15 protein-coding genes are annotated in these 17,518 nt (G+C 35.4%); 14 read left to right on the forward strand and 1 reads right to left on the reverse strand.

Annotated features, from left to right (window positions below):
* Positions 1 to 144: 144 nt before the first annotated feature.
* Positions 145 to 936, reverse strand: a complete 792-nt coding sequence (locus tag WAX74_RS08240; RefSeq protein ID WP_336497183.1) for an SDR family oxidoreductase — start codon at positions 934 to 936, stop codon at positions 145 to 147.
* 157 nt (positions 937 to 1,093) lie between these two features.
* Here WAX74_RS08240 and WAX74_RS08245 point away from each other — a divergent pair, with 157 nt between their 5' ends.
* The 14 genes from WAX74_RS08245 (at position 1,094) to WAX74_RS08310 (ending at position 17,463) form a co-directional block, all read left to right on the forward strand.
* Complete coding sequence (locus WAX74_RS08245; RefSeq protein WP_336497184.1) at positions 1,094 to 2,782, forward strand: methyl-accepting chemotaxis protein; 1,689 nt, start codon at positions 1,094 to 1,096, stop codon at positions 2,780 to 2,782.
* Positions 2,783 to 3,003: 221 nt separating this feature from the next.
* Complete coding sequence (locus WAX74_RS08250) at positions 3,004 to 3,498, forward strand: C40 family peptidase (protein ID WP_336497185.1); 495 nt, start codon at positions 3,004 to 3,006, stop codon at positions 3,496 to 3,498.
* Between the two features lie 155 nt (positions 3,499 to 3,653).
* A complete protein-coding gene (locus tag WAX74_RS08255) occupies positions 3,654 to 4,034 on the forward strand; it encodes a PilZ domain-containing protein (RefSeq protein WP_336497186.1) in 381 nt (126 codons plus the stop codon).
* A 108-nt stretch (positions 4,035 to 4,142) separates the two neighbouring features.
* The gene (gene hpf / locus WAX74_RS08260) at positions 4,143 to 4,700 is read left to right on the forward strand and encodes a ribosome hibernation-promoting factor, HPF/YfiA family (RefSeq protein WP_336497187.1); all 558 of its coding nucleotides are present in this window, start codon (positions 4,143 to 4,145) and stop codon (positions 4,698 to 4,700) included.
* A gap of 550 nt (positions 4,701 to 5,250) precedes the next feature.
* The gene (gene secA, locus WAX74_RS08265) at positions 5,251 to 7,761 is read left to right on the forward strand and encodes a preprotein translocase subunit SecA (RefSeq protein ID WP_336497188.1); all 2,511 of its coding nucleotides are present in this window, start codon (positions 5,251 to 5,253) and stop codon (positions 7,759 to 7,761) included.
* A gap of 108 nt (positions 7,762 to 7,869) precedes the next feature.
* Positions 7,870 to 8,971, forward strand: a protein-coding gene (prfB, locus tag WAX74_RS08270; protein ID WP_336497293.1) for a peptide chain release factor 2 whose coding sequence is annotated in 2 segments (ribosomal slippage) — positions 7,870 to 7,941 and positions 7,943 to 8,971 — 1,101 coding nt in all. Because the reading frame shifts where the segments join, the coding sequence is not laid out codon by codon here.
* Positions 8,972 to 9,056: 85 nt separating this feature from the next.
* Positions 9,057 to 10,520 (forward strand): methyl-accepting chemotaxis protein, encoded by a 1,464-nt coding sequence (locus tag WAX74_RS08275; protein ID WP_336497189.1) that lies wholly within the window; start codon positions 9,057 to 9,059, stop codon positions 10,518 to 10,520.
* A gap of 252 nt (positions 10,521 to 10,772) precedes the next feature.
* The gene (locus tag WAX74_RS08280) at positions 10,773 to 11,642 is read left to right on the forward strand and encodes a YitT family protein (RefSeq protein ID WP_336497190.1); all 870 of its coding nucleotides are present in this window, start codon (positions 10,773 to 10,775) and stop codon (positions 11,640 to 11,642) included.
* A 50-nt stretch (positions 11,643 to 11,692) separates the two neighbouring features.
* A complete protein-coding gene (gene cccB, locus WAX74_RS08285) occupies positions 11,693 to 12,037 on the forward strand; it encodes a cytochrome c551 (RefSeq protein ID WP_336497191.1) in 345 nt (114 codons plus the stop codon).
* Positions 12,038 to 12,338: 301 nt separating this feature from the next.
* Positions 12,339 to 13,025, forward strand: a complete 687-nt coding sequence (gene ftsE / locus WAX74_RS08290; RefSeq protein ID WP_336497192.1) for a cell division ATP-binding protein FtsE — start codon at positions 12,339 to 12,341, stop codon at positions 13,023 to 13,025.
* A complete protein-coding gene (ftsX, locus tag WAX74_RS08295) occupies positions 13,015 to 13,902 on the forward strand; it encodes a permease-like cell division protein FtsX (protein ID WP_336497193.1) in 888 nt (295 codons plus the stop codon). The genes ftsE and ftsX overlap by 11 nt, the downstream gene beginning before the upstream one ends.
* A gap of 42 nt (positions 13,903 to 13,944) precedes the next feature.
* Positions 13,945 to 15,252 carry a murein hydrolase activator EnvC family protein gene (locus tag WAX74_RS08300; RefSeq protein WP_336497194.1) on the forward strand — a complete coding sequence of 436 codons (1,308 nt, stop codon included), beginning with the start codon at positions 13,945 to 13,947 and terminating at the stop codon, positions 15,250 to 15,252.
* A gap of 136 nt (positions 15,253 to 15,388) precedes the next feature.
* Positions 15,389 to 15,964, forward strand: a complete 576-nt coding sequence (locus WAX74_RS08305; protein ID WP_336497195.1) for a peroxiredoxin family protein — start codon at positions 15,389 to 15,391, stop codon at positions 15,962 to 15,964.
* A gap of 71 nt (positions 15,965 to 16,035) precedes the next feature.
* Complete coding sequence (locus tag WAX74_RS08310) at positions 16,036 to 17,463, forward strand: S41 family peptidase (RefSeq protein WP_336497196.1); 1,428 nt, start codon at positions 16,036 to 16,038, stop codon at positions 17,461 to 17,463.
* Positions 17,464 to 17,518: the final 55 nt, after the last annotated feature.

Genomic DNA, 17,518 nt, shown 5'->3' on the forward strand with positions numbered 1-17,518 from the left:
TTACTAGAATGACAATAAACCATTTGGACAAGTTATTTTTACGATAATATGTTTATTTCTTATAATAACTTGTCCATTTTAGGTTAATTATTGATTCTACTAAACAACCTTATAGTGCTAATCTGTTATCTGCGCTCTTCTCCCTCACAAAGCCTTAAGCATTCCACCATCTATAACCAAATTCTGACCAGTCATATATGAATTTGCTTCAGAACACAAAAATACAACTACTTTTGCAAACTCTTCTGGATCCCCATATCTTCCGCTTGGTATCGCTCGCTTATAACCCTCGCGAATTTCTTCAATCGGTACTTCTTTCTTGTCTGCTGCAATTTGATCGAGCTCTGTGACCCGGTCTGTTTGAATTCGACCTGGTCCGACAGTATTGATCAGTATATTGTTCGCTCCATATTCACGGGCAACACTTTTAGAAAGTCCAACCATCCCTAAACGGAAAGTATTCGACAGGATTAGACCGTCGAGCACTTCTTTTGTAGAAGAGGAAGAGATGTTGACGATTCTACCGAAGTTTTGTTCTTTCATGTAAGGGATGGCTAATCGAATTGTCCGAATATAGCTCAATAGATTTTTCTCAAATGCTGCATTCCAATCGTCATCATTTACTTGAGAAAAACCGCCTGGAGTAGGTCCGCCAGCATTATTTACAAGAATATCTACTCCACCAAGTTGCGCGATAGCTGTCTCAAATAGTTGATTGATGTCGTTTTCTTTTGTTATATCACATACAGAATAATAGACATTCTGATTGTTACTCACCCTAATAATATCCTCTGCAGTTTGTTTCAGTTCTTCTTCGTTTCGACTTGAAATGAGTACTTTCGAGCCCTCTTTTGCAAATTGAAGTGCGGTTGCTTTTCCAAGACCTTTGCTTGATGCCATTACGATGACACGTTTGTTTGTAAGTCCCAATTCCATGTTCATTCTTCCTTTCAATATGTACTAGTTTTATCCTACATTGAATATTCAAATTTGTCTTGTAAGCCTTATTGTAAAAGTATTGTAAAGAATAATAAAATACGTACTTTTGAAGGAATCTCCATGCTATATTTTTAAATAGGAGGTCTCAATACCTATGAAAAAATGGTCTAGTATTCCGTTGCGTATGAAATATTTAATAGCGATATTTAGTTCTTTTTTCTTATTCGGGATAATGGCGGTATTATTAATTATACAAGTGATACATAACCAAAATCTATCCGATCAGTTAGAAGTCTCATCACATAATGTCGAAAAAGCTGATATTATGAAAGCGGAAATAGCCAGTTTGTATATTGCTATCTCGCATTATGCTGGAGATCCATTACCAGAATTTGAGGAAGATTATGAAGCGAAAAAGGCAAGTCTTGAAGAACTTACAAACACTGGTCGAGAAAAAATACAACAATTAGACTGGGATGCTTTCACAAAAACACTAAATGGCATGTATACAACGTATGAAAACAATTTAAAAAAATCAGTAGAAAAGAAAGATAATGTCGCTAAGCGTAGGCAATTGAAAGCAATGAATGAGGAACAACTCCATTTAACCCAAATGCTTGACGAGACAAGAAAGCTAGAATCAGAAAATAGACAATCAATTATCAATCAAATGAATCAAAGTCAGCAAAGTATGATTTTAGTTGTCATTGCTTCATTTTTAATTGCTGGTTTACTGTCTGCTGCATTATTGTATTTAACAAATCGACAAATAAAAGAACAGTTAGCGCACGTTGCATCCTCTGCGAAAGAAATAGCAACAGGAAATTTACATATAAAACCTCTTTCTATTTCTACAAAGGATGAAATCGGTGAAGTTTCCAGTGCAATGAATGAAATGCAAACAAATTTAAAAGACATGGTACATATTATTAAACAAATTGCAGAGAAACTAAGCAAGGACAGTACTATATTAAAAGATTATTCGCATGAAACAGTGGCAAGCACGGATACTGTGCAAACTGCTATTAACGAAACAAGTAACAATATGTTAGAACAAAAAGATGCATCTATTGGAATTAGGGCCTTTTTGGAAGAGTTTTCACGTACATTTGGAGAAGTCACTGATAAGGCGGTCGTATTAAATGATCATGCAACCATTGCTGTGCAGATTGCCGATGAAAGTGCAAATACAATGAGAAAAGCAGCTGTTGAAGCCGGAAGACTGCGTACTATTTTTAAAGAAGCTGATAAAGAGAGAAAGTTGTTACAAGAAAGAACGGAAGAAATTGCGCGTATGACGACAATTGTGCAATCTATTTCAAAACAAACAAATTTACTTGCTTTAAATGCTGGAATCGAAGCGGCCCGATCAGGAATACATGGAAAAGGTTTCGCTGTTGTTGCCGAAGAAGTAAAAAAGCTAGCATATGAGGTATCCATTACAGCAAATACAATTCATGAAGTTTCTACTTCTATTACATTACAAGGAAATGTAATGGAAAAAGTTTTTGCAGAAGGATTATCCACTTCTAAGCACAATGCAACTACTTTTCAATTGTTGCATGAAAAATTAGATGAAATCGTTTCTTTTATTCGGGAATCAAAAAATCAAAACGAACATATGGCCAATTCTATTATTACTATTGAGACAGAGAAGAATACTTCTGAAAAACTGATCTTTGCTCTTACAGAATCCATAGAAGAAAATACAGCACATATGGAGCAAACGGTACAGTTGTTAATGTCTAATGTCGAGACTATAGAATCATTATCAAAACTCATTAATGAAGTGAGTGAGCAAGCAATTATATTAGAGGCATCAACCTCTCGTTTTACAATGTAATATTAGCCCGACTTGTCATTTTTGTGACTTGTCGGGCTTTTTTTCTATGAGAAATATGCTATTTTCAAAGGTTTTAAGCATTTTCTCAAAAATAAAAATAAGTCTCAAAAAGAAGTTTTGTAACACAATTGTTACACAAATGTAAAAATAAAATGACATATTACGTGGTAAGATGATTTTAGATAAATTATCAGAAAACTTCAGTAACTCGGGGGAACAACATGAATTTAAGATTTTCGTCAAAAAAGATCATTACTATTTGCTTATTATCTATGCTTTTTGTCGCAGCTCCATTTGCAGGTAATACTGAAGCTTCCAATGCAGTAAATTCAGATGAATTAGTAGCAACAGCTAAAGATTTAATAGGAATTAAGTATCGTGGTGGTGGAACAACGAAAGCAGGATTTGATTGTTCAGGGTTTGTAAGTTATGTTTTCGATGATCTAGGAATTGATCTTCCAAGAACTGCTGCGGGTATGCATAGTTCAGGTGATAAAGTGGACAAAGATGATTTAATATCAGGTGATTTAGTATTCTTTAACACTACTGGTAAAGGTGTTTCTCATGTTGGCATATACATAGGTGATGGTAAATTTATTCATTCTTCTTCATCAAAAGGTGTGAAAATTGATAAGTTGAGTGACCCGTATTATTGGGGGAAACGCTATGTTGGAGCTAAACGAGTGGCAGAAGTAACAGTAGCAGTAAACAAATAAAACATATAAATATAAGCTCTATCGTATAATTTACGGTAGAGCATTTTTTTATATCGGCAATAGTCGCAATTTTGTTGAAAATTTATTTTACCTTCTTCATAATAAAGGAAAATCGTAACTATTATGAATTTTTGTTTAACAGGGGGGGAATAAAAATGCTCTACAAACGAAATGAATATTTTAGATATACCTTCGAGGAGCCATTTGAGGCAACTTTTCGCTTGAAAAAAGAAGCTAGCGAAACATCTCCAGAAGAAATTTCGAAAAAAGGTAAATGTTTGATGATTGATATAAGTCCAAATGGGGTAAAGATGTATTCGGAGCTCTTTATAGCTATTGATCAATTAAACCATGTCGAATTGCAATTTAAAATAGACGAGACGCCCATCCAAATTGATGGAGAATTTATTTGGTCACATCGTAAAAAGGTTGGTTTTGAATATGGTGTAAGGCTAATGGGTGACGAAGAAAGCGAAAAATTAATCATCAGTGAACTAAAAAACAGACGCAAAAAAGAACTGGAACTTAAGAAGTAAATTATATTTCAAAGTTCGACAAATCTTAAAATATTCTTTACAAAAGGAGGATATTTTAAGATGAATGTAGAAAAATATTATTAGCGTCATATTAAAGGAGGAGTTTACATGTTAAACTTTAACATTCGTGGAGAAAATATCGAGGTGACTCCGGCAATTCGAGATTACGTCGAAGGAAAAGTGGAGAAAGTTGCCCGATACTTTAACGAAGAGATCCAAGCTACTGCCAATGTAAATTTGAAAGTGTATAACGATAAGCAGACTAAAGTTGAAGTAACTATTCCAATGAAGAATCTTACTCTACGTGCAGAAGAGCGAAACGCGGATATGTATGCTGCAGTTGATTTAATAGTTGATAAATTGGAACGCCAAATTCGAAAATACAAAACAAAAGTAAACCGTAAATTCCGTGAACGAGAAGGAATCGCAGCTTATTTTGCTAGCGTTGACGCTCCTGATCAACCCGTTGAGAACAATGAAGAAGAAGAATATAATATTGTTCGGACTAAACAATTTGATCTTAAACCGATGGACCATGAAGAAGCAGTATTACAAATGAATATGTTGGGTCATAATTTCTACATTTTTACGGATGCAGAATCTAATGGCACTAACATAGTGTATAAACGTAAAGATGGTAAGTACGGTTTAATCGAAACAAACTAATAAAATACTTTCCTCTAAATTAAGGAGGGTACTGAAGGTACTTTCTGTTCTAACTTGAACAGAAAGTACCTTATTTCTTTTTCTATTCATGAGGAGCCATTTACTTTAATTATACAGGTAAACGATATTGTATTAGATAAAAGAAAGGCTTAATTGTAACCGTACAATTGTTGATTGTAGTGGAAGGAGGCGACTCCGGCGGGATCAGTGAGACAGATGAACCATCACAACGTACCTGAAGGGGCGGTGATGTTTCATCGCTCACCCCGCGGAACGCGTTCGCCTCGAACGAAAATCAAGGGGTTCCATCCAAAAAAGCGAGTAAGTGAACAATAAATCGTTCACTTACTCGCTATTTAATCCTTCTGAGGACTTTTTCAGTGCCCTCATATAAAGAAGAGAGTTTTTTTATGTTAAAATATTTCTAAGACAAAATCTTTACTCCTACCAAAATACAGTAGATACATGTTTGTGAACCTACATGTTGTTTGCACCACTATGTAACGAATGGTAAAATGGGGAGTAAGACTGAATGGGAAGTGAAAACTAGATGCTTGGTGTATTAAATAAAGTATTCGATTTAAATAAACGTGACCTTAAACGATTGGAAAAAGTTGCAGATAAAGTGGAAGCTTTAGCTAGTGAAATGGAAGCTAAAACAGATGATGAATTACGTGCCAAAACAGACGAGTTTCGTACTCGTTATGCAAACGGAGAAACATTGGATGAATTATTGCCAGAAGCCTTTGCAGTTGCGCGTGAAGGAGCAAAACGTGTCTTAGGATTATATCCTTTCCGTGTGCAAATCATGGGTTCTGTTGCACTTCATGAAGGAAACATTGCAGAGATGAAGACAGGGGAAGGGAAAACACTTACTTCTACTATGTCTGTCTATTTAAATGCAATTCCTGGACTTGGCTCACACGTTGTAACAGTCAATGAGTACTTATCAAGTCGTGATGCGACGGAAATGGGACAACTGTTTGAGTTTTTAGGGATGACAGTTGGCTTGAATTTAAATTCATTGTCTAAAGAAGAAAAACGTGAAGCTTATGCTGCAGATATAACGTACTCTACTAATAATGAACTAGGTTTTGACTATTTACGTGATAATATGGTGTTGTATAAGGAAGATAAAGTTCAACGTCCACTTCACTATGCCGTAATCGATGAAGTTGACTCCATCTTAATAGATGAAGCAAGAACGCCTTTAATCATTTCTGGACAAGCGAACAAAGCAGCGCTGCTTTATAAACAAGCAAATGCGTTTGTACGTACTTTAACGAAAGAAACAGACTATACGTATGAGGAATCTACAAAAGGTGTAACGTTAACAGACACTGGTGTTGAAAAAGTAGAAAAAGCATTTGGTATTGAAAACTTGTTTGACTTAACACATGTTCGTTTAAATCATGCGGTCAATCAGTCATTGAAAGCACATGCTTCCATGCACTTAGACGTAGACTACGTTGTTCAAGACGAAGAAGTTGTCATCGTTGACTCATTCACTGGACGTCTAATGAAAGGACGTCGTTATAGTGATGGTCTACATCAAGCAATCGAAGCAAAAGAAGGTTTAGAAATTCAGAATGAATCGATGACAATGGCAACGATTACGTTCCAAAATTTCTTCCGTATGTATGACAAATTATCAGGTATGACGGGTACAGCTAAAACAGAGGAAGAGGAATTCCGTAATATTTACAATATGAATGTTATTGCTATTCCAACGAATCGCCCAATTATGAGGGACGATCGTGCAGATTTAATCTATGCATCGATGAATGGGAAGTTTGAAGCTGTTGCTGCCGACATTGCTGAAAGAAATAAGAATGGTCAACCTGTTTTGATTGGTACTGTAGCAATCGAAACGTCTGAAATTATTTCCAAATTGTTAACAAAACATGGCATTAAGCATAATGTATTAAATGCGAAAAACCATGAACATGAAGCGGAAATAATTGCTACAGCTGGTCATTTGGGTTCTGTTACAATTGCGACGAATATGGCCGGTCGTGGTACAGACATCAAACTTGGTGAAGGTGTATTAGAAGTCGGTGGATTAGCAGTAATCGGTACAGAACGCCATGAATCTAGACGTATTGATAATCAGCTGCGTGGACGTTCTGGTCGTCAAGGAGATCCGGGTATTACTCAGTTCTATCTATCGATGGAAGACGAATTAATGCGTCGTTTCGGTTCAGATAATATGCGTAATATGATGGCGAAACTTGGCATGGATGATTCACAACCAATTCAATCTAAAATGGTTTCTCGTGCAGTAGAATCAGCGCAAAAACGTGTAGAAGGTAATAACTTTGATTCACGTAAACGTCTATTGCAGTATGATGATGTATTACGTCAACAACGTGAAATTATATACAAAGAGCGTAATGAAGTTCTAGAAACAGATAACATGCGTACCCTAGTGGAATCAATGATTTTCGGTGCGATTGAGCGCTTAGTAGCTTCCTTTACAAGCTCAGAAAATAAAGCTGAGTGGAACTTAAAAGGAATTGAAGACTATGTTCAAGCAAACTTTTTGCCTGAAGGTGTTATTACACAACAAAGTTTAGAAGATTTATCTTCGGAAGAAATCATAGAAAAATTAAAAGAAGAAGTTATTCGTTTCTATGATGCAAAAGAAGAAGATTTAACATCTGAACGTATGCGAGAATTCGAAAAAGTAGTTTTACTTCGTTCGATTGACTCTAAATGGATTGATCATATCGATGCGATGGATCAGCTTCGCCAAGGTATTCATTTACGAGCTTATGGCCAAAATGATCCACTTCGTGAATACCAAAGTGAAGGATTTGCGATGTTTGAGGCAATGGTTGAAGCCATTCAAGAGGACGTTGCAAAATATGCAATGAAAGCCGAAATTCGCAATAATCTAGAACGTGAAGAAGTAGCTAAAGGTCAAGCAGTGAATCCAAAAGAAGATGGAGAAGCTGTGAAGAAAAAACCTGTTCGCAATGAAGCACCGGTAGGTCGAAATGATTTATGTCCTTGTGGAAGCGGGAAAAAGTTTAAGAACTGTCACGGTGCCGTACAGTAATAAACAAGAGCTCAAGCGCCTATGTCTGCTTTATTTGTAAATTGACTAGGCGCTTTAAGTCTGAGTACATGCAAGAGAATTTATGAAAGTCGGAGGCAATATAATATGGTGGAAATAGCAGCGATACGAAATGAATTAGATCGAACAGCAGGAAAATTGGAAGACTTTAGGGGGTCTCTTTGACTTAGAAAACAAAGAGGTTCGTATACAAGAATTAGAAGAAATGATGACTTTTCCAGACTTTTGGGATGATTCGCAAGGAGCCCAAAAAGTTATCAATGAGATGAATGGATTAAAAGGAATTGTAGACCAATACAAAGACCTTGTTTCTACACAAGAAAACTTAGAAATGACGCTTGAATTAATTAAAGAAGAGCCAGATGAAGAGCTGCAAGAAGAGCTTGGAATTGAATTAAAAGATTTCAGTAGTAAACTTGCTGATTTTGAATTGCAAATGCTTTTAAGTGAGGAATACGATAAGCATAATGCTATTTTAGAGCTACATCCAGGTGCTGGTGGTACAGAGTCACAAGACTGGGGTTCTATTTTACTTCGTATGTACCAACGTTGGGCAGATAAACATGGCTTTAAAGTTGAAACAATTGATTATTTACCAGGTGATGAAGCAGGTATTAAATCGGTTACGTTACTTATAAAAGGACATAATGCATATGGTTATTTGAAAGCTGAAAAAGGTGTGCATCGTCTTGTTCGAATATCACCTTTTGACTCATCGGGCCGTCGTCATACATCCTTCGTTTCATGTGAAGTAATGCCAGAGTTTAACGATGAAATTGAAATTGATATTCGTAATGAAGATTTGAAAATTGATACGTATCGTGCAACTGGTGCCGGTGGTCAGCATATCAATACTACCGATTCAGCGGTTCGTATTACCCACTTGCCAACCAATACGGTTGTTACTTGTCAAACAGAACGTTCACAGATCAAAAACCGTGAACACGCAATGAAATTATTGAAATCGAAATTATACCAACTGAAAATCGAAGAGCAAGAAGCACAACTTGCTGAAATTCGTGGTGAACAAAAAGAAATCGGATGGGGAAGTCAAATCCGTTCTTATGTATTCCACCCATATTCAATGGTAAAAGATCATCGTACAAATGAAGAGAGCGGTAACGTTCACGCAGTAGTTGATGGTGAACTAGATCAATTTATCCATGCTTACTTGCGTTCAAAAATAAATTAATAGACGTTTGACACTCTGATGTTATAATTGAGTAACATTAGAGTGTTTTTTTGTCTTTAATATGATTATATAGGAGGATAGCGAGATGGAGATTATAGACATTAAGAATCAGGATTTAGCAAAGAAAAATTTTATTTTATTTTTAGCTTATGGGCTAGCTGGTGGATTAGGACTTATCACGCAAATTATTTTAAAGAAAGATATGAATCTAATAATAGCTATTGGTATTCCATTTATTGTAACAATTATGTTCTACCTTTTATCGAAAAAATGGCATCCAATTTCAATAATATTCCCTTATATTGTATTATTAGCGGGTGGTATTACTGTCATCGGAAGCGCATATTTTTACATGGTAAGTGTTGCTACAATAGTTTTGGCGCTTTTTATATTGATATTAGGTAGTTTACATAACAAACAAAGCATATTTTTGGTTGGTTATTTATTCTCATTTGTGGCGCTAGCTATAAACGTTGTGTTGGATAACACGGGAATTTTTGAAGACCATACTATTAATGTCTTTTTTGTTCAATTTATTATGGCATTGGGTATTTTCTTACAAGTGAGGCAAAGCAAAGCGTTATTTATAAGTGTTGAAAAGTTAGTCGAAGAGTCGAAAGATAAAGCGATAAAAGAGGAAGTATTAAAACAAAAGCTGGAAACTGCAGTAGCTACAATTACAACCAATTTGGAACAAATTCGTACAAGCACACATGCATCTATTCATTCACAACATGAAATGCTTCAAGCAGTAGATGAGGTAAGCATTGGATCTCAAAAACAATCAGATCATGTTATAGATATTGTAAAGAACTCAGAAGCTACAACAGATTCTGTAAAAGAAATGATTGGACATTTAAAGGCCATAGTCTATAAAGCGGAGATAGCGGAAAAGAATGCTGCAGACGGATCTAATGTTATGAGTATGATGAAAGACGAGATTGATCAGTTTATAGTGTTTTTTGATGAATTAAATAACACTTTCAATGAGCTTTCCAATAAAATCAATGAAACAAATGAATTTGCAAGCACCATTCGAAAAATAACCGAGCAAACGAATTTATTAGCATTAAATGCTTCCATAGAAGCAGCAAGAGCAGGAGAACAAGGAAAAGGCTTTGCGGTAGTTGCAGAAGAAATACGAAAATTGGCTGGTGTAACAGATCAGTCGTTAAAAAATATTGATACAAACTTAAACGAAGTAAATAAATATAATGAAGCTGCTATGAGTAAACTAGCAACAGGTGCTGCACAGATTTACTCACGAGTTAAAACAGCAGATGAATCGAATAAGTCATTTATTGAGTTATTTGAAACAATGCAATCTTTACAGGGAGAATTATCTAAATTTTTAATGAATTTTGATTCTATTGTTAATAACAGTGAAGCTATCCAAACAAGTACCAACGAATTTGCAGCCATCATTGAGGAAAGCACAGCAGCGGTAGAAGAACTAAATGCCACTCTTATAAATATTACGGATGATCAAAAATCAATTGCTCGATATATCGATGAAACATACGACGAAACACAATCGATTAAGAAATAGTAGTGATGCCCAACACGATGGGCATCTTTTTTTTGTTAAAAAGTATCCAATGGAATAGTTACTATAATCGGTCGTATAATGGCGAATATCGGTCGAATACTTATAATAATCGGTTTAAAAACCATACTATCGTACGAATGACTATATACTTTATCCTTTTATCACGCCATTATGCTAAAGTTCACAAAGTCCTCATCTGTTGTTATACTAGTTCGGGCAATATAAGTATTTTGAAACGAAAGAGGATAAAACATGTCTACAAATCAAAGAATACAAAAAGAACTTCCACCGTTATGGGAACAAGGAAGAGATTATTTATATGTAATAATTGGCGCGGCTATCATTGCAATTGGATTTAATGTATTTTTATTACCAAACCAAATTGCTTCGGGCGGAGTAAGTGGGATAAGCACTATCTTAAAAGGTGTATTTGGATGGGAACCAGGGTTAGTTCAATATGCATTTAATATCCCTTTATTTATTGCCGGTCTTTTTTTTCTAGGTGCTAAGTTCGGCATCAAATCCTTCGTTGGAACACTTACACTTCCTGCAGTTGTTTTATTATCTGCTAGTTGGGAACCATGGACAACGAATCCACTTTTAGGGGCTCTATTTGGAGGAATGGCAGTAGGTCTTGGATTAGGCATCGTGTTTCGAGGTGGAGCATCTACTGGTGGTACTGATTTAGCAGCTCAAATTATTACAAAGTATACTGGATTTTCTCTTGGCACAAGTGTGTTATTAATAGATGGTTTAATAGTGCTTAGTGCTGCAGTCGTTTTTGATATTGAAAAAGCACTTTATGCATTGATAGGTCTATTTGTAACGACGAAGACGATCGACATTGTGCAACTAGGATTTAGCCAATCTAAAATGATTTACATTATTACGAATAAACAAGAGGAAATAAGGGATGCTATATATAAAGAAATAGATAGAGGGGTGACAAAACTTCCTGCAATTGGGGGATATACAGAGGAAGAACGACCAATTTTATTAGTTGTTGCGTATCAAACAGAATTCACAAAACTGAAACAAATAGTGAAAACGATTGATCCACAAGCCTTTGTGATCGTATCAAACGCTTTTGAGGTACTAGGGGAAGGTTTTAAAAGGAACTAACTTTGGTATACTAAGAATGCAATGTAATATTAGCTAAGGGAGGAAAAAACATGAATAAAAAATTATTAGCTGTACTACTTGGCGTTGGTTTAATGTTAGGTGCATGTGGCGGCGGAAATAACAACGCAAAACCTGCTAATACAACAGAAAATAATGGTACAACTGAAACTGCAACTGTAGATCCCGAAAAAATTGTAAATGCAAAATGTACAAGCTGTCATGGTGGTAACTTACAAGGGCAAGGAAATTTTCCAGCACTTAATAATGTAGGATCTCGCTTATCAAAAGATGAGATTTTAAATGTAATTGAAAATGGTCGAGGAGCTATGCCAGGTGGTCTTATTACAGGCGAAGATGCAGATGCTGTTGCTGCTTGGTTAGCTGAAAAGAAATAATTATCTATACTTTATTCCGTCAAAAATTTAATGTATTTTACAAAAATCAGTTGCTTTTAACAGCAACTGATTTTTTTTGTGTTTAAAGAAGGAAAAGGGAAGAGAAATGTAGAATGTTAAATCATTAGGTAATTTGTATGTGTGAAATGTTCTGTAATTCGTAAAAAGGAAACAAAAAAAAGTGTCGAAACTAAACAAAAATACCTATAAAATGAAATGAAACTGTAACAAAAAAAATGTCATCTAATGTTATAATAGGCATGTCGTATTTTACAAGGAAAAATAATTAGGTGGTTTAAAAATGATAGAAATGGTAAATGTCTACAAAAAGTATCCGAACGGTATTGTTGCTGCAAATGGTATTGATGTAGAGATTAAGCAAGGAGAGTTTGTTTACGTTGTCGGGCCAAGTGGTGCAGGAAAATCGACATTCATCAAAATGATGTATCGAGAAGAAAGACCAACTTCAGGGGATATACTTATTAATGGAGTTAATTTAGCAACTCTAAAAAATAGTAAAGTCCCATATTTAAGAAGACAAATTGGGGTAGTCTTTCAAGATTTTAAATTGCTACCTCGTTTAAATGTTTATGAAAATGTCGCATTTGCATTGGAAGTTATTGAAGAAACACCCAAAGTAATACGCAAAAAAGTAATGGATGTTCTTGAACTAGTTGGTTTGAAACATAAAGCTAGAATGTTTCCGACAGAGCTTTCAGGTGGAGAGCAGCAACGTGTGTCGATTGCTCGTTCCATTGTAAATACCCCTAAATTAGTTATTGCGGATGAACCGACAGGAAATCTAGATCCTGATACTTCGTGGGAGATTATGAATATTTTTGAAGAAATAAATTCACGTGGAACGACAATTATTATGGCAACTCATAATAGAGAAATTGTTAATACATTAAGACACCGTGTTATCGCAGTTGAGGGTGGATTAATCACCCGAGATGTATACGGAGGAGATTACGGTTATGAAAGCTAGAACAGCAGGAAGACACTTCAGAGATAGCCTTAAGAGTATAAGTCGTAATGGTTGGATGACATTTGCCTCGGTTAGTGCAGTAACGGTAACTTTATTACTTGTTGGTGTTTTCGTCATGATTATGATGAATCTAAATAAAGTTGCGGATGATCTTGAAAAAGATGTAGAAATTAAAGTAATCGTAGAGTTAACAGCAGACGAAGCTGCTATCACGAAACTAGAAGAAGATATTAAAAACACACCAGGAATTGCAGAAGTTGCTTATTCTCCAAAAGAAGACGAATTGAACAAGTTAGTGCTAGATTTTGGGGAAGACTTACGATTATTTGAACAGCAAAACCCATTACATAATGTGTTTTATGCTAAAGCGGAAAATCCACAAGAAACAGCAGCGGTTGCGAAGAAAGTTGATAACTTAGATAACACCTTCGAAGTGAAGTATGGCGAAGGGAAAATTGAAAAACTCTTTTCTTTCTTGAATACAAGTAGAAATATAGGATTAGTGTTGATTTTAGCATTGTTATTCACTGCAATGTTCTTAATCTCTAACACTATTCGAATTACCATAGTTGCAAGACGACGAGACATTGAAATAATGAAGCTTGTTGGTGCAACCAACTGGTTTATTCGAATCCCATTTATTTTAGAGGGAATGTGGCTAGGTATACTAGGCGCTATTATTCCAATAACATTGATTACGATACTCTACTATAATATTTACAATGTACTAGGACCTAAATTAGCACAAGGGAAATTATTTGAACTACTCAATTTTTCACCATTCATCTATCAAGTTGATGCTTTGATTTTATTAATGGGTGTTTTAATTGGAGTCTGGGGTAGTTTTATGTCAGTTCGTAAGTTTTTACGCGTATAAGAAAGATAAGATGAGAAGGATGCTTGAAGGGAGCAAGAAGTTTTGAGAAAACAGTCTAAGTGGAAGCTACAAGTTTTAGCGATAGCAACATCTGGAGCACTTTTATTCACAGGACCGAGTGCACTAGCGAATTCTTTAGATGATTTAAAAGGACAACAAAGAGAAATACAACAAAAGAAAAATTCTATTAACTCAAACATTAAAGAAACAGAAGGTAAAATAAACCAAAATGAGTCTAAAATTGATCAAATCATGGCTCAGATTCAAGCATTGGATACGGAAATTCTAGCAACAGAAAAGAACATTTCTAATGTATTAAATGAAATAAAGAAGACAACAGATGAAATTGAAACATTAAAGGCTTCCATTGTTGAATTAGAACGTAAAATAGAAGAACGAGACAAGCTATTAAAAGAACGTATCCGTGCTGTGCAAGTAAGTGGCGGTTCTGTAAGTTATTTAGATGTATTGCTTGGTGCTAATAGCTTCGTCGATTTCATTGACCGTTTTTCAGCAGTAAATACATTGATGGAAGCGGATCGCACGATTTTAAAAGAACAAGCAGATGATAAAAAACAATTAGAAGAAGAAAGAGCTAGTTTAGAGAAAAAGTTAGCAGAGCAAGAGGAAAGTAAAAATAAACTCGTAAATTTAAAATCTTCTCTTGATAAACAAAAAGCTTCTAAAGGAACTTTAGTGGACCAATTAGAGGCAGAACAAGCTAAATTGCTAGAGCAAAAAAAAGGGTTTGAAACTGAATATGATGAAGTATTGAATATTGATGCAGATCTACAAAATAAAATTGTGGCTGAACAAAAGCGTCTAGCAGAAGTAGCTCGAAAGGCTGCAGAAGAAAAGAAACGTAAAGCAGCTGAAGAAAGAAAACGTCAGCAATCGGCAAGTGGTTCTTCTGTAGCGATCCCAGAGGTATCTTCTGGGGCATGGACAAAACCTGCGAACGGAACGTTCACTTCTGGATACGGTTATCGTATGCATCCGATTTATGGAAAAGGTAAAATGCATTATGGTGTAGATTTTGCTAACTCAACAGGTACACCAGTCGTATCTGCTGCTGATGGAGTAGTTTCCTATGCGTCACCACTGAGCACTTACGGAAATGTTATTATGGTGACACATTCTATTGATGGTCAAACATTCACTTCCTTATACGCTCATTTAAGCAAAATTAATGTAAGTGTTGGACAAGTTGTTTCAAAAGGCGACAAAATTGGCGCAATCGGTACTACCGGTAACTCAACTGGCCCTCATTTACACTTTGAAATTCATGTAGGAAACTGGGAAGGTATGACAGCAAACTCAGTAAACCCACTTAGATATATTTCCATTTAAAAAAGCGGCTTCGGCCGTTTTTTTATTTCTACAAATGTGTACAATAAATTAGTATTTGCCTTCAGTTTATGCGTATAATAAGAGCGAATGAATTCTTAAACTCTTATATCCTAACAAATTGAGTGGAGGAACAGAAGTGAAAAAAATATTTGGCTTATTGGTAGTAGCGAGTTTAGTGGCTATTGCAACCATAACGTTTGTAAAAAGTAATACAGATACGACAGAAGCAATTTCAAATGAGCAATTGGGTTCTGATCTTGCAACCAATCCCGCAAATGATGGAACCGGAAAAGGAGATATTGCACCTAACTTCACTCTTACGACTCTAGATGGTAAAGAAGTTACATTGTCCGATTATAGAGGGAAAAAGATTGTTTTAAACTTTTGGGCTACTTGGTGTCCTCCTTGTAAAGCAGAAATGCCACATATGCAAAACTATTATGAAGATAAGGCTGATCAAGAAAATGTAGAAATCCTAGCGGTTAATTTGACTAGTTCTGATTCAGGACTGGATAAAGTGCAAGCTTTTCAAGAAGATTACGCTTTAAGTTTTCCTATTCCTCTTGATGAAGAAGGTATAGTGGGTGAAACATATCAAGCTATAACGATTCCAACAACATATATGATTGATACGACTGGAACAATCCAAAATAAAATTGTTGGTCCTATGGATGAACAAATGCTTACTGACTTAATAAGCAATTTAAAATAAAATCCGATTTTTGGGCAAGTATTAAACTCGTCTTTTCTCACATATATTAGTGGAAAAGTAGGAGGTATAGCTTGCGCAAAAGTCGGATTTTTTTATATGTTATCTTGTTTGTTATTTTACTAGGAATTTTTTATTTTTGGATGGTAAAACCAGCGAATAAACAAACAACAACAACTACATCTATTAGTAATAGCCAAGTCATTGATGAAGCTTTTCAGTTAATTAAAAAAGAAGCTGTATTCGCTAAAAAAGAAAATATTCTTGTAGAAGGTGCCATTCGAGGGATGGCAGAGGCATTGGAAGATCCTCATAGCACTTATTTAACTAAGGAAGAAGCGTTGGCTCAAGAGTCTTCGCTAGCAGAAGAGAGAGTTGGAATAGGAGTAGAAATAACACAATCAGGTGGAAAATTCGTAGTAGTTTCCCCCCTTAAAGATTCTCCTGCCTATAGGGCTGGATTAAAGCCACAAGATGAGATTGTACGAGTAAATGGAGAAAAATTGGATGGTAAGTCCATGGCTGAACTCGTTAAAATGTTAAGTGGTGAAAAAGGAACTAGTCTTAAAATGACGGTTTACCGTTCAAGTGAAGAACGCCATGTAGAGTTACATATGAAGCGAGAAGTAATTGCTATGCATACTGTATCTAGTGAAGTTTATGAAGCAGAAGATTTTTCAATTGGTATTGTGACCATTTCTATTTTTGGAGAAAAAACAGGAGAAGAATGGGCTAAACAAACTAAGGCACTAGTAGATAGAGGAATAGATGGGCTTCTTATCGATGTAAGAGGAAACCCAGGTGGATATTTGTATAGTGTGTCTTCTATCGTCAGTACTTTACTAGAAAACGGAAAAACATTCGCTTATATGCAAGATGCAAATGGAGTTTTAGAAATGTTGAATACAGAAAGTAAGGAAAAACCTTATCTAAATAAAATACCAGCTGTTTTATTGCAAAATGGTGGTAGTGCCTCTGCAAGTGAAGTTTTAGCAGGTGCTTTAAAAGATAATAATCGTGCGATGATTGTTGGAGAAACAAGCTATGGTAAGGGAACTGTACAAGAATCTCATCCTCTGTCAAATGGTGGGAAATTAAAAATCTCTACTCATAAATGGTTGACTCCAAAACAAGAATGGATTCACCATAAAGGGATTCAAGCAGATTTAAAGGTTGAGCCAGAGGAATTATATACAATGGATATCAAATATCCACATGGAGAATTTCGAGTTGGAGATTTCGGAGAAGAAATAAAATATGTTCAAAATGTTCTAAGGGCTTTAGGATATAATATTGGACGAAAAGATGGTTATTTTGATGAAGATACGATGGATGGAGTAGAAAAGTATCGTCAAGAGAGAAGCTTAGAGCCTAGTTCTGAAATAGATGATGTGCTCTTCCAGTCTATTTCTAAAACACTAATGGAATACAAAACTAGAAAAGAAAATGATAAGCAGCTACAAATGGGTATCAGTTATTTAGTTCATGAGATGAAAAAATAAGATTATCCCAAAATCCTATACGCAAAGGCCTCCTCGTTTGTTACAATAATAGAAC

The organism is Psychrobacillus mangrovi (genome assembly GCF_037104765.1).
Classification (GTDB): Bacteria; Bacillota; Bacilli; order Bacillales_A; family Planococcaceae; genus Psychrobacillus; species Psychrobacillus mangrovi.